21 protein-coding genes are annotated in these 18675 nt (G+C 36.6%); 8 read left to right on the forward strand and 13 right to left on the reverse strand.

The genetic code is table 11. The features are described 5' to 3' along the window. The first annotated feature begins 173 nt into the window (after window positions 1–173). Together J2Z32_RS21470 and J2Z32_RS21475 are read left to right on the forward strand one after the other, a co-directional pair. Window positions 174–773 (forward strand): DUF2812 domain-containing protein, encoded by a 600-nt coding sequence (locus J2Z32_RS21470; protein ID WP_210091252.1) that lies wholly within the window; start codon window positions 174–176, stop codon window positions 771–773. A 73-nt stretch (window positions 774–846) separates the two neighbouring features. Then, window positions 847–1017, forward strand: a complete 171-nt coding sequence (locus tag J2Z32_RS21475; protein ID WP_210091253.1) for a helix-turn-helix domain-containing protein — start codon at window positions 847–849, stop codon at window positions 1015–1017. A 300-nt stretch (window positions 1018–1317) separates the two neighbouring features. On the opposite strand, the gene J2Z32_RS21480 is transcribed toward J2Z32_RS21475, so the two are convergent. Next, on the reverse strand, window positions 1318–1995 hold the full coding sequence (locus J2Z32_RS21480; RefSeq protein ID WP_210091254.1) for a Type 1 glutamine amidotransferase-like domain-containing protein: 678 nt from the start codon (window positions 1993–1995) through the stop codon (window positions 1318–1320). 138 nt (window positions 1996–2133) lie between these two features. On the opposite strand from J2Z32_RS21480, the gene J2Z32_RS21485 reads away from it, so the two are divergent. Next, window positions 2134–3078 (forward strand): helix-turn-helix transcriptional regulator, encoded by a 945-nt coding sequence (locus tag J2Z32_RS21485; protein ID WP_210091255.1) that lies wholly within the window; start codon window positions 2134–2136, stop codon window positions 3076–3078. A gap of 16 nt (window positions 3079–3094) precedes the next feature. On the opposite strand, the gene J2Z32_RS21490 is transcribed toward J2Z32_RS21485, so the two are convergent. The 3 genes from J2Z32_RS21490 to J2Z32_RS21500 all read right to left on the reverse strand — a co-directional run bounded on the left by J2Z32_RS21490 (window position 3095) and on the right by J2Z32_RS21500 (window position 6072). Next, a complete protein-coding gene (locus J2Z32_RS21490) occupies window positions 3095–4033 on the reverse strand; it encodes an NADP-dependent oxidoreductase (protein ID WP_210091256.1) in 939 nt (312 codons plus the stop codon). 202 nt (window positions 4034–4235) lie between these two features. Further along, window positions 4236–5354, reverse strand: coding sequence for a saccharopine dehydrogenase NADP-binding domain-containing protein (locus J2Z32_RS21495; protein ID WP_210091257.1), 1119 nt, complete (start codon window positions 5352–5354; stop codon window positions 4236–4238). 82 nt (window positions 5355–5436) lie between these two features. Next, window positions 5437–6072: a GNAT family N-acetyltransferase gene (locus J2Z32_RS21500; protein WP_210091258.1), complete on the reverse strand. Its 636-nt coding sequence runs from the start codon at window positions 6070–6072 to the stop codon at window positions 5437–5439. A 366-nt stretch (window positions 6073–6438) separates the two neighbouring features. On the opposite strand from J2Z32_RS21500, the gene J2Z32_RS21505 reads away from it, so the two are divergent. Continuing rightward, entirely contained in the window at window positions 6439–6981 is a 543-nt protein-coding gene (locus J2Z32_RS21505) for a TetR/AcrR family transcriptional regulator (protein ID WP_210091259.1), read from the forward strand. 246 nt (window positions 6982–7227) lie between these two features. Further along, on the forward strand, window positions 7228–7719 hold the full coding sequence (locus J2Z32_RS21510; RefSeq protein ID WP_210091260.1) for a cysteine hydrolase family protein: 492 nt from the start codon (window positions 7228–7230) through the stop codon (window positions 7717–7719). Window positions 7720–7784: 65 nt separating this feature from the next. Here the strand turns inward: J2Z32_RS21510 and J2Z32_RS21515 are convergent, their stop codons facing one another. Further along, window positions 7785–8114 carry a hypothetical protein gene (locus tag J2Z32_RS21515; RefSeq protein WP_210091261.1) on the reverse strand — a complete coding sequence of 110 codons (330 nt, stop codon included), beginning with the start codon at window positions 8112–8114 and terminating at the stop codon, window positions 7785–7787. A 121-nt stretch (window positions 8115–8235) separates the two neighbouring features. Here J2Z32_RS21515 and J2Z32_RS21520 point away from each other — a divergent pair, with 121 nt between their 5' ends. Both J2Z32_RS21520 and J2Z32_RS21525 read left to right on the forward strand, forming a co-directional pair. Further along, the gene (locus J2Z32_RS21520) at window positions 8236–9132 is read left to right on the forward strand and encodes an ABC transporter ATP-binding protein (protein WP_210091262.1); all 897 of its coding nucleotides are present in this window, start codon (window positions 8236–8238) and stop codon (window positions 9130–9132) included. Next, the gene (locus tag J2Z32_RS21525) at window positions 9129–9914 is read left to right on the forward strand and encodes an ABC transporter permease (RefSeq protein ID WP_210091263.1); all 786 of its coding nucleotides are present in this window, start codon (window positions 9129–9131) and stop codon (window positions 9912–9914) included. Before J2Z32_RS21520 ends, J2Z32_RS21525 begins: the two co-directional genes overlap by 4 nt. Before the next feature lie 44 nt (window positions 9915–9958). Here the strand turns inward: J2Z32_RS21525 and J2Z32_RS21530 are convergent, their stop codons facing one another. The 7 genes from J2Z32_RS21530 to J2Z32_RS21560 form a co-directional block, all read right to left on the reverse strand. After that, window positions 9959–10561, reverse strand: coding sequence for a response regulator (locus tag J2Z32_RS21530; protein ID WP_210091264.1), 603 nt, complete (start codon window positions 10559–10561; stop codon window positions 9959–9961). Continuing rightward, the gene (locus J2Z32_RS21535; RefSeq protein ID WP_210091265.1) at window positions 10542–12269 is read right to left on the reverse strand and encodes a sensor histidine kinase; all 1728 of its coding nucleotides are present in this window, start codon (window positions 12267–12269) and stop codon (window positions 10542–10544) included. The genes J2Z32_RS21530 and J2Z32_RS21535 overlap by 20 nt, the downstream gene beginning before the upstream one ends. Window positions 12270–12342: 73 nt before the next feature. Continuing rightward, entirely contained in the window at window positions 12343–12789 is a 447-nt protein-coding gene (locus J2Z32_RS21540) for a GNAT family N-acetyltransferase (protein WP_210091266.1), read from the reverse strand. 126 nt (window positions 12790–12915) lie between these two features. Further along, the gene (locus J2Z32_RS21545; RefSeq protein ID WP_210091267.1) at window positions 12916–14415 is read right to left on the reverse strand and encodes an alpha/beta hydrolase family protein; all 1500 of its coding nucleotides are present in this window, start codon (window positions 14413–14415) and stop codon (window positions 12916–12918) included. A gap of 251 nt (window positions 14416–14666) precedes the next feature. Then, entirely contained in the window at window positions 14667–15443 is a 777-nt protein-coding gene (locus J2Z32_RS21550) for a DUF1295 domain-containing protein (protein WP_210091268.1), read from the reverse strand. Next, window positions 15430–17274 carry a DegV family protein gene (locus J2Z32_RS21555; RefSeq protein WP_210091269.1) on the reverse strand — a complete coding sequence of 615 codons (1845 nt, stop codon included), beginning with the start codon at window positions 17272–17274 and terminating at the stop codon, window positions 15430–15432. Before J2Z32_RS21555 ends, J2Z32_RS21550 begins: the two co-directional genes overlap by 14 nt. Window positions 17275–17278: 4 nt before the next feature. Continuing rightward, complete coding sequence (locus J2Z32_RS21560; RefSeq protein ID WP_210091270.1) at window positions 17279–17668, reverse strand: DUF2177 family protein; 390 nt, start codon at window positions 17666–17668, stop codon at window positions 17279–17281. A gap of 177 nt (window positions 17669–17845) precedes the next feature. Here J2Z32_RS21560 and J2Z32_RS21565 point away from each other — a divergent pair, with 177 nt between their 5' ends. Beyond that, complete coding sequence (locus tag J2Z32_RS21565) at window positions 17846–18424, forward strand: TetR/AcrR family transcriptional regulator (RefSeq protein WP_210091271.1); 579 nt, start codon at window positions 17846–17848, stop codon at window positions 18422–18424. Between the two features lie 25 nt (window positions 18425–18449). Here the strand turns inward: J2Z32_RS21565 and J2Z32_RS21570 are convergent. Next, the coding region (locus J2Z32_RS21570; protein WP_210091272.1) for a hypothetical protein at window positions 18450–18675 on the reverse strand (226 nt) is incomplete at its 5' end.

Genomic DNA, 18675 nt, shown 5'->3' on the forward strand with positions numbered 1-18675 from the left:
TTTAATGTTATTTTTAAAGTTAGTGCTAATGTTAACAAGCTTAGTTTATGTAACTGGTTCCATGTCAAACATAATTATTTGGTAAAGGGAAGGTTGCTCTTCTTTTCACAATTTAGCTATTATAATCATATGAACTTATTTGTTACGATTAATTAAGGGAGTGTCGTTTTCTAATGGGCAAAATAATTTTCAAATATTTTTTTGATGCGATAGACGGACAACAAAAGTGGTTAAATGAGATGGCAGATCGAGGTTTTCGCTTGACGAGAGTAAGTAACTTTACCTTTCATTTTGAAGCGTGTGAACCACAACAATACCAATATTATGTTGAGCTTGTAACGGAAAAGTCTTATCCTGCACTCATAAGAAGACAAGAGTTGTTGATGGAACAAGGTCTACGTTCCTTTTCTAAAAATATTAGTCTAAATTTATCCGCAGGCAAAGCAAAAAAAGGTTCTTGGAGTAAGGCTTCTAGTGGTAATATTGGCGATCCCGCAAACTACGAGCTACTTATTTTAGAAACTAAAAAAGAAGATTTCGGCGGGGCAAGCATTACCGAGGATGGAGATATTCTTCGTAAATATCGTGATATTCGTGCGGTTTATATCTTTTTATTGCTGTTAGCTGGTGGGTACCTTACTTATCGTTTTAGTGCAGCTTCAGCGCTGGAAACAGCTAATCTTATTATAAATGGGTTGCTCGCAATAACTAGTGTATTTAGTCTTTTTGTTGTATGGAAATATAGTAGGTTGATTGGGAGAATGAAGGAATAAAAGAAGAGCGTGCTAATTAATAAAAAACTACTCTATACTGATCACGAATAGTTTCGAAGGAGGAAAGGTTTTAATGTTTTTTGGAGAGAAGTTACAGAGCCTTAGAGAACTTAACGGGCTATCCAGAAAGGAACTTGCGGACGAGCTTGGCGTTAGTGAGCAAGCCATCTGGCAATATGAAAACAAACTGACTTCTCCAAAGATGGAAGTTATCAATACTTTAAAATATGAATTTCCTATCTAAAGAAGAGCATAAACAAATTGAAAAGGAGGCCCATCATTTTGCCTCCTGTTTCCTACTACCAGAACCAAGCTTTGTTAACGACTTTAGTTTAATTGAAAAAAATCCAATCCTGATTCATACCTTGATTTAAAGGAAAAATATTTAGTGTCCATTACTGCAACTCTTTTTTAGAGCAACATCATTTAGATATTCAATTTTTATGCAAAATATTTGATATTGAACCTGCGTTCTTTAATGCCTTTACCCAAAGTAAAACTTCCTATTTCGATAAAAATGCTGTGTTACCTTTTAATACTAAACTTAGTCGTTTAAAATCTTAACTGTATCACCCTGAACTATAATAATCTGTTCATTACTAATAGGCTTTAACTGTAAAACCTCACCGTACTGCTTAATTATGTCTTCTGTTGCTTGGACAAAGGGCTCATTCGTATGGTGAGGAACTGGGTAAAAATCAACAACATATAGTGCATCAAATGAGGTCAACTCGGGTGCCGCTGCTACTTCGTCCATATGTTTTACAAACTCAATATTTGGCGCCATAATTAATGAACCCGCAGATTCACCAACATACAGCTTTCCTTTTTCAATTTCATCAATGATAATTGTGTCTGCCCCTGTTTTACGCAGCTCCTGTAGCAAATAAAAGGTGTTTCCGCCTGAGACGTAAATAAAATCATTTCCTCTAAGCTTACGCCCAATTTCCTCAGCCGACGCTGTGCTTACTTCAAGCTCGTCCACAATGATACCTAATTGTTCTAGTTCTTGTTTTGCAGCTTCTACATACAATTTGTATTCCTCAGGAACGTTTGCCGTAGGAATAAAGGTGACAGTTTTTCCTTCTAATGAACTTCTTGCTAAAGAATTTCCTACTAACAAATTTCCTCCTTCCTGGTCTCCTGCTAAAATTTTTGTTGCGAAATCAACGAATAAGGCTGTTACATCCGTAAAGGATGAGGATAAAAATAAATTTTTCATGGTTAAATAGGCTCCTTATTACAAAATAAAATTAAAGTAAAAAGCAAAGATAACAGCGCTTGAAATATTCAAGCTTTCACTTTCATTTATTATAAAATATAATGGTGTCATATTATGAAACCTTTTGGAGATTAATTTATGAAAAGAAGTGAACGTTTAAATAAAATGCTCATTTATTTGAGTGAAAAATCAGAATTCAACTTGAAGGAGCTAATGCAGCAGTTCCAGATTTCAAAAAGCACTGCCCTTCGAGATATCGCTGCATTAGAAGAAATTGGACTACCTCTTTATTCAAGCCTCGGTAAAAATGGGCGTTATCATATTGTGAGTAACAAGCTCCGCTATTCCATCAATTTCTCAAATGATGAGATTTATGCGCTTTATTTTGCCCTGCTGACGCTACAACATTACAAATCAACACCTTTTCATGTTGATGCAGAACATTTAAAACATAAATTTGAGCTATCTGTTTCCAGTCAAACGAAGGAAAAGCTAGTTCGCCTATCCCAATATTTACATTTTGAAGGTACTACTCATTTTAATGAAAGTCCTTTGTTACAGCAAATTGTTATGTATGCCATTGAGGAGCAACCTGTTACGATCTCGTATATAGGCAAGTACAAGCTAAAAGAGATCGATGTTCAAATCGTTTCTATTTTATCTCGTTTTGGACAATGGTATGTGCAGGTTTTTGATTTTGGGTCAGAAGGATTTCGGGTATATCGGTGTGATAAAATTACAGCAATAAATAGTAAAAAGCATGTTGAACCTCTTCCTAGGAAAGAGATTCAACAACGCTTAAATGAAGAAACTAACAGAGGCAAGCTAAAGTTTAAAGTAGAGATCGACGAACGCGGGATCGATTTATTCCATAAAGAGTCTTATCCAAGCATGACCCTAAAAAGTCACCAGGAGCATTATTATATAGAAGGGTACTATAGCCAAAATGAAACTCCATTTGTCGTAAAATATTTACTTAATTATGGATCATCCATTATTTCTATTTCCCCTGTACAATTAAAGCAAGAGCTTATTTCGTATATTGATTCACTTAAAAGTCATTTTAGTTCCCTAAAAATTTGACTTAGTTCATTCTATCTTAGTTCATTACCACAACGATTTTACCAACAGCATGATGACTTTCGCTTAATGCGTGTGCATCATAAATTCCTTGTTGTGAGAAAGGGAATGTTGCGCCTACAACGGATTTAATTTTCTTTTGCTCAAGCAAATCTGCCATTTCTTGAAGTTGCTCGCCATTAGGATCTAGCCAAATGTTTTTTGCTGTAACATCATATTGTTTAACTAGTTCTTCATCAAAGTTGCTTACAATTGAAATAATACGACCGGTATGCTTTTTAATCACCTTAAAGCTATTTCGCTGTACATCGCCACCCATTGTATCAAATACAACATCAATATCAGACAATACCTCTTCGAATTTTGTATTACGATAGTCAATCACTTCATCTGCCCCAAGTGATTTCAACAACTCGTGGTTGCGCTCACTTGCCGTAGTAATAACATAAGCCCCTGCTTGTTTCGCTAATTGAATCGCATAAATGCCTACGCCACCAGCACCTGCATGAATGAGTACTTTTTCACCTTTTTTCAAATTACCATGTGTGAAAAGTGCTTGGTACGCAGTTAAACCCGCCAATGGCACTGCTGCTGCTTCCTCCCATGAAATAGAAGCTGGCTTGCGCGCTAACAAATGATCGTCAACTAATGTGTATTCAGCATAGGTCCCAAATCTAGTTGTGTCAGGACGGGCAAACACCTCATCTCCAACTTTCCAATCAGTAACCTCACTACCAACCTCAGTAATCACGCCTGCAACGTCCCAGCCTAAAATAATCGGGAACTCCCAAGGCATCATTTTTTGCAAATAACCTTCACGTAGCTTCCAATCAATTGGATTAATTGAGGTTGCCTTTACTTCAACTACAACTTGGTGTGCGTTTGGGACGGGATTAGGTACTTCCATTTCTTTTAATTCATCTTTACTTCCGTAATTTTCGATTACAACTGCTTTCATTGTTTATTTCCTCCTTAAATTCAAACGCTATTGAATTATACTTGATTAAATTTTATAAAATTGATTGATGTATCAATTATTATAACTCTTTACATATTTTTTTCAAGTTTTTTTTATTCTTTAAAAAGATTCCCCAAACGACTAGGGAATTAAACAAAAAAATCCCTGTCCCTTTTAAGAGGGATAGAGATCTAATTATGATTTATACCACTTTTTTAATGCTTACGCCCATGTCTTGAATTGCCATTAGGTCTAGCTGAACATCACTTGCTTGCTCTGGGAAGGTAACTCCATGCTGAGGTTGTATTCTTCCCTGTAATCCGAGTAATCTTTCTAGCTGACTTACAGCACTGACCGCGGTTAAATGCGATTGTCCAACTTGATCAATAACACTAATCTTAAGCGTTTTCCCTTTTTCCTTGATAGAAACGATAATTTCATGTAAAGCGTCATTTGTATTTTTGCTATTGTGGAGGATGGACTTTCGAGTTTTACGAGATAAAAAGCCCCACACCCCTGTACGTATCAAGCAAGCAAAGGTACGATTCATAATTTGTGAATCAAAGGCAATTCGTACAGATGCCCCCTGTGTAACTCCACATTCAACAAGTGTTGCTTGCTCAGGGCAACGCATTCGATGTGTTGTAAATGTACGTTTATCACTGAAATAAACTGATTTGGAGTTTGAGAAGCCTTTCACCTCTTTTTTCTGTCCGTTTTCCCAAATATAAAATGGTAAATGGGCATCCACAAAGCCGGTAACCGAATCAGGGCCAGTTTTATCCTTTAATGATAATAAAATATCTATATCTACATTCTCAAAAGGAATTAACGTTTCTTGATGTGCCTTTACAACAATAGAAGGAACACTCGCCACCCAACCAGAGCCAAGTATAACTGGCGAATTGCCCACCTCCTCCTTGTACACTTGCTTTGCAGCCTCAACACGTTCGTGCCATCTCGCAATATCTAAAATCGGAATCCTTTTTTGGATTGCCTGCCGTAATAGATGGTCGTGTGTATCATTAACAGAAACAATAATGGCATCAGGCATAGTGTATAAATATTCAAGTGGATTGTTACTATTTATATCTACAATGACTGCTTCTGCTCGTTTAATTTTTGAAGCTGCACGTTGTGCTTTTTCCATATTTCTTCCTGCAATCAATACTTTAACATTCCTGTTCCGCTTGGCTAGAAGCGCTGTAAGATAACTACCTACGACGCCATAACCACCAACTACTAGTACCGTATAGAATTCCTGCTGTTGGTTCTGTTTGTTCTGTTCCAGTTTGTCTTGTTGTTCTTGTTGCTCCTGCATGTAGAATACACACTCCTAAGGTAAAACTGCTCATTACTGAGTCAAGTGATTGATCTCTTAACCAAACTAACTTATGATTGCATTAACTTTTAAGATCCATTTCAAAGCTCCAATTATTAGCAAACCCATCCTTAAAATGCAGCTTATCAGCAAAAAATTGAACAAACCCATTTTTATGATAAAATTTCTGATTTACTTCATTATTTGTAATTAAGGTCAATCTACGTCCACCCTGTTTTTTCACAAATGGAATGACACAATCTTGAATCATTTTAGTTCCAAGCTGTTTTCCTTGGTGTAGCTTACTTACTGCAAGCATACTTAAATACCAAGAATGAGGTGTACCGTCTATACATTTTTCTGAGGCTTTATCCATTTTGTTCATAAAGTGCAACAGTCTATTTTTCAGCATATACGGAATAAGACGCAACCCCCCTGACCACACATAATCCCATAAAGTTAAGCTTTTAAACTGGGGTGATTCTAATAGTGCAAACGAAACAATTTCATCATCAATTGTACCTACGAGACTAGTTCCTTTACGAAGAAAGGTAGCAAATTGGACATAATGCATTTCATATAAAAAACGGTGGTATTTTGCCTTAGTTTTAAAAGTACTTTTTACAGATTGCTCATAAATGACATAATCCGCAAAGGAGGTTGCCGCTAGCTGAGACATTTCCTTGAGATCATCTCGGGTTGCTTTTCGAAATTGCATAGTAAAAACCTCCTTTATTTAAGGCTCAATCTTGAAATTAGTTCTTGACCGCTAACCCAAGCTAGCGGAGAGACAGGGCGATTCTGAAGATTGTCTCTTAAAATCTAATTCCATCCATCAATAGACTTTAATAAAAAGGAATTTGATTTTAACACAATCGCAAGAACGCTCTGGATCGTAGCTACCAAACTCCTATCGTTGGCAAATACTAATTTCTAAATAGAGCCTTATTTAATGAACAGGTGTTGATTAATTGGTATGTGTTCATTATAATGAATCCATTAATTAACGACAATATACAATAATTTTACATCTGTACGTTATTGAACAGTTGTACGATAATTGTTCATAAAGGAGAGCTTACACATGAGTATTGACAGAAGAACACTTCGCACTCGTCAAGCCATAAGAGATGTATTCATAGACCTGCTTCAAAAGAAATCACTAAATAAAATTTCCGTTTCTGAAATTACGAACGCAGCGAATATTGGTCGGGGGACTTTTTATTTACATTATGAGGATGTATATAGTTTGTATGAGCAGCTTGTTAATGAACTGCTAGAAAATTTAATTACTTTGTTCCATCATGCCTATCCTGAAAAGGGCTCTAACAATTTTATGGTATTATCCCAAAAGCTTATCGATTATATAGCGGAAAATGCTTCACTCTTTCTTTTGCTCGTTGGCCAAGATAACGAGGGGAAAATGAATCAAAGACTCAAAAAAATATTCGTTGACCAAGTAATCGAGATCGAACAAATTGACAAATCAGATTTTACTAGTATTATAGAAACATCATTTACGGTATCCGGTATTGTTGGTGTGTTGACTGATTGGTTAATGGCTGGAATGGATATTGATAAAGAAGATTTGACGGGGATTATTAATGAGTTGATTCAAAAATGTTAAATATTAATGGCGATGGCTCAACGTTAAAATAAGTGGTGAGGGAAAAGTAAATGACACTCAGAACAGAGGGTTGTTCCGCTAGCTGTTAAAACTGGATTTCATGTAATTTCATAAAAAAATAGGTAAAAATCCAGTTTTAAAGGCTACCATTTCATTGCTCCACAATCCCTCTTTCCTCGTTCAGTATCTCACTGAGGATTCAACACTACTTTTAAATCTGAGCCAACTTATTCAGGAGGGGAAAATATGGCGGATGTACTTGTTGTGATTGATATGCAAAATGGCGTTAATTCGGAAAGTGAACCTTTGTACAGGTTAGATGATGTTATTCATGGGATTAATGATCGTATCGCTAGTTATCGGGAACAGAATTTACCGATTATCTTTATTCAACATACAGGTGAAGGGTTACCTGTTGGAAGTAAAGACTTTGAAATTTTCGCAGACATCAATATAAGTGACAGCGATATTTATGTTACGAAAACTCATGCAAACTCCTTTTTCCACACGACATTAAAGGAAGAACTAGACAAGCTAGGTGTGACAAGCATTGAGTTTTGTGGGGCACAAACACAATTTTGTGTGGACACGACCATTCGTTTTGCACATGGTTTAGGGTATTCTCTATTTATGAAGCAAGGATTACATACTACAACAGATAATGATTTGTTATCCGCAAAAACGATTATGAAGCATCATGAGAGTCTTTGGAATCGCCGTTTTTTAACCTTTATATAGATTGGCTCTTATAGCTGTAACATTTGCTATACAGTCAATTTTCACTTTTATTTATTGGGTAAGCCTTATCTGGTTCCATACATCATGATGAGCTTGCCCTCTTCTTTTGAAAGAGCAATATAAATGACTCCGCCAAATGTAGTGTTATCCCCGAAATGATCCTGCTGTGTTAATCGGTCAGTATCTGCAAAATATAGCTCATATTTACCGATCAGCGTTTCATCATCTATATTACGATGGACAAGACCGTATTGTATGGTCTTCTTTACGTTATAAACCTTACTTTTACTCTTCTTCTTCTCTTCAACCTCAACCGTAATTTGATTCACACGAAGCTTATCGCGCTCGGCCTCTTGTGCTTCAAGCATCTGTTGCCACTTTTCCATATCACTCATCCTGCTTCCCCTCACAATTGACTGTATTTGCACAAATTACTCATGCTCCCCTGCTACGATTACTATAAAATAACTGTTGTAAGCAAGCTATATTATATTTTAAAAGCAAGGAGCAGATCGCATGTTACTAAATCTAAAAGACGTATCCATACGTTATCATAAAGCAAATAAAAATGCAGTCACTGGCGTATCTCTTTCCATTGAGGAAAACAGCATTGTATCCATCGTTGGACATAACGGAGCAGGTAAAAGCACACTGATTCAAGCCATCATGCAAAATTTAAACTATGCGGGCTCAATTACATATGGATTCGATAAATATGAATTATATAAATACATTAGAGTGCAGACTCAGACCTCTACGTTCGAAAAAAATGCAAAGGTAAAGGATATTATACAGCTTTACATTGAACTGCTAGATAGTCAAGAAACGGTGGATGAACTGCTGCAAAGTGTGCAAATGCTCCCCTTTAAAAATGCTTATCTTGAGAAGTTGTCTGGTGGGGAAAAACAAAAAGTTGCTGTATTATTAGCAACGATCGGCAATCCGAAGCTTATTATTTTAGATGAGCTAACAACAGGACTTGATGTCATGTCTCGCAGAATGATATGGGATTTATTGAACAAAATTCGCAAGGAAAAAGGGGTTAGCATTTTGTTGACAAGCCATTTCCTAGATGAGGTTGAATACTTATCTGATTATGTCATCGTGATGGAGCAAGGTACGATCAAGCTACAAGGCACAGTGCGAGATATTATTGATAATGCTTTTGCGAAGCAAAAATTAGCCACCTGTCTTGTGGATTCAAGCTTTAGATTTACGACTCTGAAATATGCCTATAAACAGCAGAGTAATAAACTCATGATAGAGTACAAAGAAGACTATGAAAAAGATGTGTTTGATAACCTGAAAATTTGTGGTGGTTACGATATCCAGTTACAGCAAAGAACGTTTGAAGATGCTTTTCTTAAAGTGATTGGATATGAGTTGGATGAGAAAGGGGAAACAAAATCATGAATATACAAAAGAGACTATTCAGCTTAACAAAATATAATCTTAAACTGCTATTTAGAGATAAATCCTCTGTGCTTATGGCATTTCTCATGCCAATTGGATTTTATATTTTATTTGGATATATGCTTCAAAATGTAGAGTTTAGCGGATCCGCATTATCCGATTTACTCGTTCCATTATACATCATTATTATTATAGGAAATGCTGTCATTAGTGTGTTTGGTGCATTTTATGTCCAAGCGAAAGAAAGTGGTAATCTGCAAAAGTTTAAGTTTATGGGTGTCAATGAGCTTTGCTTCTCAATTACGTTATTCATTGCTACATTCATATTTCAGCTTGTCGTTATTTTAGCTTTTGTTATATTCACTTATTTTTACAATGCTACAGTATTCCCAATGCAACATCTATTCCCGATTGTTATTACTATTTTAGTAATTGAAATTTTCCATTTTGCGATTACGTTCTTTTTAACATCGATGCTAAGAAAGGCTTCGATATATAACCCAATTTCTTTAGCCTTTTATATGTTTCAAATGTTCCTTGGTGGCTTAACATTTCCGATCGAGATGTTCCCTCAATTCTTGCAAAAATTAGTTTATTATATTAATCCTATCGTATATGGACGTAACGCCCTGCTGGCAGCTTGGACAAATAACCCAGCCATGGGAAACGTGGTTAAAGATAACTTAATTTTATTATGTATCTCCCTTGGACTTGTGCTCGTCAGTATTGCCATCCAGCGCTTCATTTTCGCTCAGAAAACCTCGGCGGCGCTTGCGCATTAAGAAATTAAGGCTAATGCCGTTGGGCTATTGAATCATTTTATTTCTCAACGGTTATTAGCAAGCTTAATAATTCCAAGCTCAATCCCTTTTACGATAGCAGCCACAGTGGAATTCACCATGAGTTTGTCATTAATAGACATGAGATGATTATTTACAGTGCGTCTACTAATGAATAATTTATCGGCAATTACTTGCTGTGTATCACCATTACTAGCATACTGCAAAATTTCCTTTTCGCGTGGGGTCAGCTCCTCAACCACATTCTCATCGCCATTTTCCATAAAGATGGTATGGCCTTGCTGAATTTTCCCAATATGATCAATTAAATTTTCGACGGACATATTTTTATCTAAAAACCCTTTTGCCCCCATGCGTTTAGCTTCTGAATGGTACTCATAAAGGTTGTATCCGGATAGAAAAACCACCTTCATTTCAGGAAAATGGTATAACACTTCTCGGCAAACATCGAGTCCACTGTACGTTCCCATATGAATATCCAATAAAATTAAATCAGGCTGCTCTTGTTGGATAATCTCTGTTATATTTTCTGGAGTCTGATAACAAATAAACTCGTCCACATAATTAGCCATTACAATCTCAAGGCTTTTAGCAAACAATTTATGGTCGTCAAATAATAGTATCTTCATATGTTCTCCTAGGTAGTTTGAGAGTAAATAATTTGTAGCTTTCCTGTTGTGTCCATTCAAAGCTACCACCGAGCATGCCTGCCTGGTGCTTTAAGCTTGAAATGCCTAAATGCTTAATTTGGGTCTCCATCTCTTCTTGCTTGATTGGTTTACCATCCTCTCGCATCTCCATAACCCACTGATCTGTAGTATAAAGGTGTATCCATATATTTTGGGCCTCTGCATATTTACACGTATTAGCCAACAATTCTTGTAGCGTTCGATAAAATAAATAAGCGGTTCCCTCATCCATCTTCTCCATAATTTCATACTGAATATGCGGATTAGGAATTGCACCATATCGCTTACGCAATTCATCGATTAAGATGTGTATGTTACGTTCAAAGGTTAGATCTACAAGTGTAGATGGATAAATCTCATGCATTTGAGAGCGTATAGACTCATTCAGATCGGTTAACGTTTCTACCGCTAATTGCTGTAAGGCAGGTTGCTCCGTTGGTAATATCGCAACGATATTTTTGGTAGCAATAATATTTTGCAAAATATTATCGTGCAAGTAATAGGTGACTTCTTTACGGAATTGTAGCTCCTTGCTAAAATTGCCACTTTGCTCAGCACTCATCACCTTTAGCTTCCTCACCAGCTCCCACTGATTAAGTCTCTCATTCACATAACGAGCTAATGCATATGCCATGTAATATTGACGTGGGGTGTAACTCTGATGGGTATTCGTCTCATGAATACTCAGTAGTACATGCTCAGCGTATAGTTGCTTCTTCCCCTTTTCGATGACCTCACTAAAATTATGAAAGCAGCCGCTAGTATAAAGACATTCATTTTTATAAATAATTTGAACGCCATCATTTTGAAAAATATGTGCTAACTTTGAATCGAATCCAGACCAAAACAACTGTTGCTCCTGTTGTCCTAATGCATCCTCCCACTTTTCGAGAAACCAATTATCTAATTGATTTTGAACAACCTTAAATTGTGCGTTTATCACCTTTTGTATAGATAGGCAAATGTATATAACAAGTACCGCGAAGCTAACGCTCATGCCGAAAAATGACCCCAACGTATTTTCTCCGTTATAAACCAACTTGTAGCTAGCAACAGAGTAACCTAATAATATAACTAACATCATTAATAAAAGAAGGCTTTTGCCATCAAGTACACGATAAAGAGACTGTTTAATCCCTGAGGATCCGACAAATAGTACATAAATTAAAAAGCTTGTTGGCAAGGTGAAAATTGTATTTTGCTGATAAGGTAATAAAGACGCTGAGGTGACCGCTAAAATCGCCAATATATGTAGTAACAAAATTATAGCCACATTCCATTTTTGCATTGCCCCCATTTTTGAATCAATTACCATCAAAACGATGTATGCAGTGCAGGCTATGAATAAAAATGAAATATTTAATATAAATGCCATTAATATACTGGCGGATGCTACGCCAAAATAAAGGATTTTAGCCCAATGCTTAACCGAGATTCGAATGGTGTAAATTATAGTAGCAATGATAAAAATAAGCCCTGCACTATAAAACAAATACGCAGAAATAGAGTACAGTAAAAACATCCATAAAAAAATATGGATTGGCACATAATATTGTGGTTTAGCAAGATGAGTAAAAAATAAATATATACACAACAATAAGTTGCCTACCACAAATACAAACAAATAATGCGGGAGTAGAGTAACCATTTTAGTCTGAAATAAGCAGGTCAGTATTAGCACTGTGGAATAAATAAAAAACAGCATTTTAGTGCTGATATGATTATTCACGGTTCAAAACCATAACCAACTCATCATCTTCAAATGTATTGGTATCAACAAAACCTAATCTTTCATACAACTTTTTGGCTTTTTTATTTTCTGGTTCGATACTAATTTTAATTTGCTGTTCGGTGTAGCTCTTCCAGACTTCATCTATTATTAACCCTAGAGCTAACTTACCAAAGCCTTTGCCCTGATAGCGGTAATCAATCATATATCGCATGATCCAGAGTTCTCCTTCATCAATCCCATACATGACGAAGCCAACCATTTCATCATCCTCATAAATCGCTTTGGTTTCCATTGCAGGCATATATTTAGATTGAGCAATCGAGATCACATTGGAAGCGACAAACTGTTCATTAAGTGTAACCTCTCCATTTGTATTCGTAGTTAAAAATGACGCTTTGACAACGTTATCTTTCGTTATTTCTTTTAAATTTATCATAGCTCTTCCCCCTCCTTAAATCATAACGTAAACCATATAAAAAAACGACAAGAATTGGATTCTTATCGTTTCTTATTGTTTCTTATCGCTGTTGAGTTGTTTCTTAGCTTATTTCCCCTATTTTGCTCATTGAGCTTTCTTTGTATATTCGGAGCTAAAATGTACCTCTGGATACTGGTTAGATGCACCATCTAGCAAGTGATTGTTCTCGCCTTTTAAATATTGATCAAAAAATGCTCCAACATAAGATCTAGTAATGTCTACGCTATGCACCGAATCCATTTCTTTTGAAAACAGTAGCGGTGAAACTAATGCAATGTCGGTGAAGCTTTGGTGATAAAAATGGTCTACCACTAAGTAGTAGGTATCATTTGTGCTTTTTTTCATGACAGATTGTAAATCAGGTAAAAATTCTTCATAGGAAACAGCTTCCTTTACCCCTGAGTTCGGATCCAGACTTTGCTCTGTTTTGCCAGACATAATGTACATAAACGGTTGCTCTAGCCCCTTCTGAGAGACAGTGCCCCAAAATCCCCCCTCCAAGCTGACGCCAGCTTTAATTCGTTTGTCTTGTGCCATTGTCTCGACAGTGGTTGCCCCACCATAAGAGTGTCCAAACATACCAATCTCGTCTAGATTTAGACGGTTAGCAAATACGCTGTCTTGTTTATTCCAAATTTCTAGCTGATCTAATATAAATTTAGCATCATTTGCTCGGATTCCTACGCCTTCCACATTGCTGTCATATAGCTCTTTCGAGGTATCAAATTCTGGATTTGGTATATAAAATGCATCTTTTCCATTGGCTAGCTCCACATGCGCGGAGGTGTACGGATGATCCATCCCAACCACAATATAACCTCTGCTAACAAGCTCTTCAATGGCGGTCATACTTTGAAAACGTGTTGAACGAACACCTGGAGAAAATAAAACAACGGGATAACTTTGTTGTGTATCGGATAGCTTTGCATTAGCAACAACATGGGTCTCAATGAGTGAAACATGGCTAAATAATTGCTTTGGTAAACCAAACACTAAGCTAACAGCCTCACCAATTTGCGGTGGGAAAGACTCTCTTGCCTGTTGTTTTATTTCAGCCTTGTCCACTGGATACCAGACATTAATGGCAATCTCACGTTTAACATTCCCGGCCGGATCTCCATTTAGAGTCTCTGTCCGCGTTTCATCTGTTAAGTTTTTAGAAATGGTTCCTATTGCATAATCTCCGCTCGGCTCTGGCATTGTAAATATAGGTAGTAATGTGCTAAACACTGTAGAAGCTACAAGTAAGAGAACTAATACCAATGTCGCTAAGCTTTTTAAAGTAAGCTGTAAGGTTTGATTTGTTACTTGTTTCACTTCTCTTATTCCATTTGTAGGCTGTTCGTATTTAACTGTCTTATAAATAAGAGAAGACACCACGATTACTAAAACAACATATGCAGGGATCATTTGCACACGTACATGTTCAATTATGGCATGTAGTCCAAAAACTATGATCAAACTACTCAACATACCAACGTAAAGTTTCTTACCTTGTTTAAATTTGTTACCTTGACTTCCCCATACAGCGAAAATTGAAGCCACGAGTAGAAGAAGAAGGCTAATTATTTCTAATATTCTCATTATGATTCTCCACCTTTATGTTTTATTATTGACCAGCTAAAGCTGATTTTGGATGATTTACGACTGATACATTGTTTATCTAATAATAGTATAAAGGTTGAAGTATACTTCAATGTCAAGGTGCTAGATAGACAAAAAAAGAAGACTGGATTCCAGCCTTCTTTTTTTTCATGTTTTATTCTGCTGTTTTTTCATATTTTTCATTGTTATTTTGTATGGTTCTCATTATTGTTTTTCAAGTTTTTATATTTTTATTTTGCAATTTGCTTTGTGCCAATCCAAGGTATAAAGCGCGGAGTTTTAGCTGCATAAGCTTGATAATCCTCACGCTCTTTGTATTTACGTTCTAGCAATGGAATGCCAGATACTTTGTTAATGAGCAGTGTAATCAGAATGGGTGAAATGATACCAATCCATGATCCGCTACCTTGTATCGTGGCAATGAATACACCCCACCAAAATACGACTTCGCCAAAATAGTTAGGATGACGTGTAATCGACCATAGTCCCTGCGTCATCAACTTGCCTTTATTAGCAGGATTTTGCTTAAACTTTTTCAATTGATAATCGCCAATCGCTTCAAATAACAAGCCACTTATCGCAATAATGACACCAATAGATAAGGTCCAAACATTCATTTCTAAATTAAGCTCAGTTACCCGCATGGAAGAAAACATCATCAAATATAATAATACGCCTTGCAGTACAAATACATTTAAAAATGCTTTAAGTCGAGGGTAATTATTTCCCCAACGTTTACGAAGATTGACATAGCGGTAGTCCTCAGGCTTATTCCAATTTCGACCTGCCAAATAGATCCCAAGACGTAATCCCCACACGACGACAAGTGCTAAACTTAGTGTTGCCTGTAATTTAGGCTGGTAAATAAAAATAAGATTAAGTGCAACAACACTCATGCCAAGTCCCCAAGCAATATCCACTAACCCATAGTTTTTTTGCTTTTCACAAATCCAAAACCAAATTAAGAAAAAAACAAGTACAATTGCAGCTACATTAAGATAAATCATGTATATCCTCCTTGTAAATGACTGCCACTGCGGTTGCATTTCTACCTGCACTTAGTGCAATAATGGAAGAGGTTGTCGTTACGTAATCTACCGGAATGCCTTCCGCTTCAAAATAGGTTGCCCATTTATTTGCATCCTCTGCGCTTGTTGTATACCCGATCGCAATGCGTTCAATAAATTTTTTATTTTTAAGGATAATCTTCTTAATTTTTTTCTGATTGCCAGATGTAGTGAACCCGATATGAGCAAGTGCACCACTGCCCATTGAATCTAGTTTAACAATCGGTTTAAGCTGAAGCTTTTTCACGATTTTCCCTAGCCGCTGTGGAATTCGTCCTGAAGTGATCATTGGTGCCAGATCAGACACAGACACATAAATTGCTGCTCGATCACGAGCCTGAATAATACTTTGCTGAATATGCTCAAAAGGCATATCTGATAGAACGTATTGGATTGCCTTTTGCACAAGTAACCCTTGAGCGATGGAATTTAACTTTGAATCGATAACAGCGGTATGAAGTGAGCCCTTGTAGGATTCTAATGCTTTAAAAATACCTTGGTATACACCGCTAAGCTTAGAAGAAACGGTAATAAAAAGTACATTTTCATAACTTGACTCCAAGCCATCCAGCATCCGTAAAATTTGAGCTTGCGTCATCATCGAGCTTGATACTGTATGCTGTTCATCCTCTGCTAAATCCACCACTTTTTGATTACTCATCGTAATTTTATCTAAATGCTCCACATCATCTACAAGGATCGTTAAAGGAATAATATGAATGTTGTGCTCATCAATAAGATGCTGCGGAATATCGGCAATAGAGTCAGTGACAATCGCGGTTTTCACTGTATTTACATGTGCATCATAATATTGCTGCTTCATATCATCTGCTTTAATATGTGTAATTGCCCCAAGTTGCTCCATTCGTGGAACGACTTCTTGCGGGACATCGGTATGCAAATGAATACGAGTACTAGCTACACCAGTAGCAACAACTAAAGAATCTCCAAACTCCTGAACTAATGGCATTACTGCTGCCGCACTATGTCCACCTTCAATGACCATCTCCATGCAATAGCGCAGCTCTGGCGCATGATCAGCATGAACTTCATGATGAGCTTCAGTATGAATATGCTCATCCATCGCTAAGCCCATTTCAATCTCTTCACTAAATTCGAGTTCCTCTTCACCTAGTAAAGCATCTGTTAAGCCAGCTATGAATTCATAAAACCCTTGTGCTCCTGCATCCATCACCCCATGCTTACGTAAAATAGGGTGTACAGTTTTAGTATCCTGTAACGTAACATAAGCTTCTTGCTTTGCAGACATTAAGGTTTCAGATAAGGAGGCTGTGCCAAACGATGAATATAATGAGTTTGCCCATGATTTCATTACAGATAACATCGTTCCCTCTTGAGGATCAAACACTGCTTGAAAAGCATCTGTCACTGCATGATAAAATGCGGTTACTAGCGCCTCATTGGATTCACCATTGTTAGGGCGATAGTTTTTTGCGACCCCATTAATGTATTGTGCAAAAATCATACCTGAGTTCCCTTTAGCTCCGATCAGTGCTTGTTTAGCAATGGCGTGTAATGTATCACTAACAGTCTCATGCCTGTTGCTAAGTGCAGACAAAATGGAACGCATTAAAGATACAAGATTGTTCCCAGTATCACTATCTGCAACAGGAAATACATTAAGTCGATTTAAATCGTTACGAACGAGAATGACACGGTGTGCTCCTCTCTTTATTGCTTTCATTAAAGCCCCACTGTTTAAATCCTCATTGCTCAAAGCACCATACGTTAACGTTTGATTATTTAACATGATGTTAAAACCCCTTCATCATCCATTTCGTAATTAAGGCTGTTGCACTCGTTACAAATCCACCCCAAACGATATCAAGCACAGTTACTTTCCAAGACCATCCGTTAATCGTGGCTAGGTTCGTAAGATCATAAGTGGCATAACAAATGACACCAAAGAAAAATCCACTAAAAATGATTTGTCCATATCCTTTTGCATCTAAGTTAGGAGCGATTACAAAATAGATCATCGCTACGATAAAAAGCACATAAAAAATAGCTGCAGGTAAAAAATTCACTTTGCCAAGCAAGGGACCTAATTCCTTTTGGTAAAAAGATTTTGCGATGAATGCCAACCATATCCCATCAATCACCAAAAAAACAAAGGTAGCGATCCCGAATAATTTAAGATACAATTTGATCATCCCTCCTCGAACTTATCAAGTGATAAGTTGTGATAAATTGAGTTTAACACAATATTTATTTGTTGGGTAGCCTTAAGTTTGAATTAAATCCAGATTTATGTGAGCGAAGAGGCTTGCCTAAATTTGTATATCCTGATTAAAATAAAAATAATGAAATGAGGTGACGTCTTGAATCCAGATATGCGGCAACAAATTATAAATACAGCAACACAGCTCTTTATGAATCAAGGTTATTCTGCAACATCAACGAGACAAATTGCTAAAATCCTTGATATTACACAACCTGCTATTTACCATCATTTTAGTAATAAAGAAGCGATTTATATCGAAGTTTTATCCTGCTTTGCGATTGAGGTAGGTGGAGAATTACAAAAAATACTAAATGAAAACGATACTCCCGATCTAACGTTGAAGCGGATGGGACGTTACTTGAAAAGTCAGCATCCTATGAATTTTTCTCTGATGATGCATGATATGGATACTGAAATATCAGCGGAAGCAAGAAAAGAGCTTTTTAAAATCTGGCAAGGCAATTATTTCTCACCGTTTATTCAATTTTTTCATTCTATTCAAGCCTTGCTGAATCCGAAAATCGAAGTGGATACGGTATCCCGCCACTTTTTGCGTATTTTATCTGCGTACATCAATGATGAATCCCATAATAAACAAGCTGATGCGCTTGCGATTGATACGATGGTAGATATTTTTCTATATGGAGTGATGGAACCTCACTCAAATAATAATTAAACGTAGGGAAACAAAATTAAGCATCTTATGGAGAAGGTAAATAAATGAAGTCGGCACGTTGTATCGCTTCCACCATGCATGATTCTACTTTTGAGGTGCTTGATATGAGCTTGGAAGATTTGTTAGAGGAACATAAAAGAGCTAAGAAGCTTTGCATTTGATATGCTCCCATCATAGTAGACAGTAGAAAAAACAAAAATTCTACTTCTACCATGATGGGAGTTTTTATAGTGTCTAAAAGAAGCAAGATT

The sequence above is a fragment of the Paenibacillus turicensis genome (assembly GCF_017873435.1).
Classification (GTDB): domain Bacteria; phylum Bacillota; class Bacilli; order Paenibacillales; family Paenibacillaceae; genus Fontibacillus; species Fontibacillus turicensis.

What these genes read in the sequence shown, in the direction of transcription:
- J2Z32_RS21470 (WP_210091252.1), top strand. Translation starts at nt 174, where the DNA reads ATGGGCAAAATAATTTTCAAATATTTTTTTGATGCGATAGACGGACAA.
- J2Z32_RS21475 (WP_210091253.1), top strand. Translation starts at nt 847, where the DNA reads ATGTTTTTTGGAGAGAAGTTACAGAGCCTTAGAGAACTTAACGGGCTA.
- J2Z32_RS21480 (WP_210091254.1), bottom strand. Translation starts at nt 1,995, where the DNA reads ATGAAAAATTTATTTTTATCCTCATCCTTTACGGATGTAACAGCCTTA.
- J2Z32_RS21485 (WP_210091255.1), top strand. Translation starts at nt 2,134, where the DNA reads ATGAAAAGAAGTGAACGTTTAAATAAAATGCTCATTTATTTGAGTGAA.
- J2Z32_RS21490 (WP_210091256.1), bottom strand. Translation starts at nt 4,033, where the DNA reads ATGAAAGCAGTTGTAATCGAAAATTACGGAAGTAAAGATGAATTAAAA.
- J2Z32_RS21495 (WP_210091257.1), bottom strand. Translation starts at nt 5,354, where the DNA reads ATGCAGGAGCAACAAGAACAACAAGACAAACTGGAACAGAACAAACAG.
- J2Z32_RS21500 (WP_210091258.1), bottom strand. Translation starts at nt 6,072, where the DNA reads ATGCAATTTCGAAAAGCAACCCGAGATGATCTCAAGGAAATGTCTCAG.
- J2Z32_RS21505 (WP_210091259.1), top strand. Translation starts at nt 6,439, where the DNA reads ATGAGTATTGACAGAAGAACACTTCGCACTCGTCAAGCCATAAGAGAT.
- J2Z32_RS21510 (WP_210091260.1), top strand. Translation starts at nt 7,228, where the DNA reads ATGGCGGATGTACTTGTTGTGATTGATATGCAAAATGGCGTTAATTCG.
- J2Z32_RS21515 (WP_210091261.1), bottom strand. Translation starts at nt 8,114, where the DNA reads ATGAGTGATATGGAAAAGTGGCAACAGATGCTTGAAGCACAAGAGGCC.
- J2Z32_RS21520 (WP_210091262.1), top strand. Translation starts at nt 8,236, where the DNA reads ATGTTACTAAATCTAAAAGACGTATCCATACGTTATCATAAAGCAAAT.
- J2Z32_RS21525 (WP_210091263.1), top strand. Translation starts at nt 9,129, where the DNA reads ATGAATATACAAAAGAGACTATTCAGCTTAACAAAATATAATCTTAAA.
- J2Z32_RS21530 (WP_210091264.1), bottom strand. Translation starts at nt 10,561, where the DNA reads ATGAAGATACTATTATTTGACGACCATAAATTGTTTGCTAAAAGCCTT.
- J2Z32_RS21535 (WP_210091265.1), bottom strand. Translation starts at nt 12,269, where the DNA reads ATGGTTACTCTACTCCCGCATTATTTGTTTGTATTTGTGGTAGGCAAC.
- J2Z32_RS21540 (WP_210091266.1), bottom strand. Translation starts at nt 12,789, where the DNA reads ATGATAAATTTAAAAGAAATAACGAAAGATAACGTTGTCAAAGCGTCA.
- J2Z32_RS21545 (WP_210091267.1), bottom strand. Translation starts at nt 14,415, where the DNA reads ATGAGAATATTAGAAATAATTAGCCTTCTTCTTCTACTCGTGGCTTCA.
- J2Z32_RS21550 (WP_210091268.1), bottom strand. Translation starts at nt 15,443, where the DNA reads ATGATTTATCTTAATGTAGCTGCAATTGTACTTGTTTTTTTCTTAATT.
- J2Z32_RS21555 (WP_210091269.1), bottom strand. Translation starts at nt 17,274, where the DNA reads ATGTTAAATAATCAAACGTTAACGTATGGTGCTTTGAGCAATGAGGAT.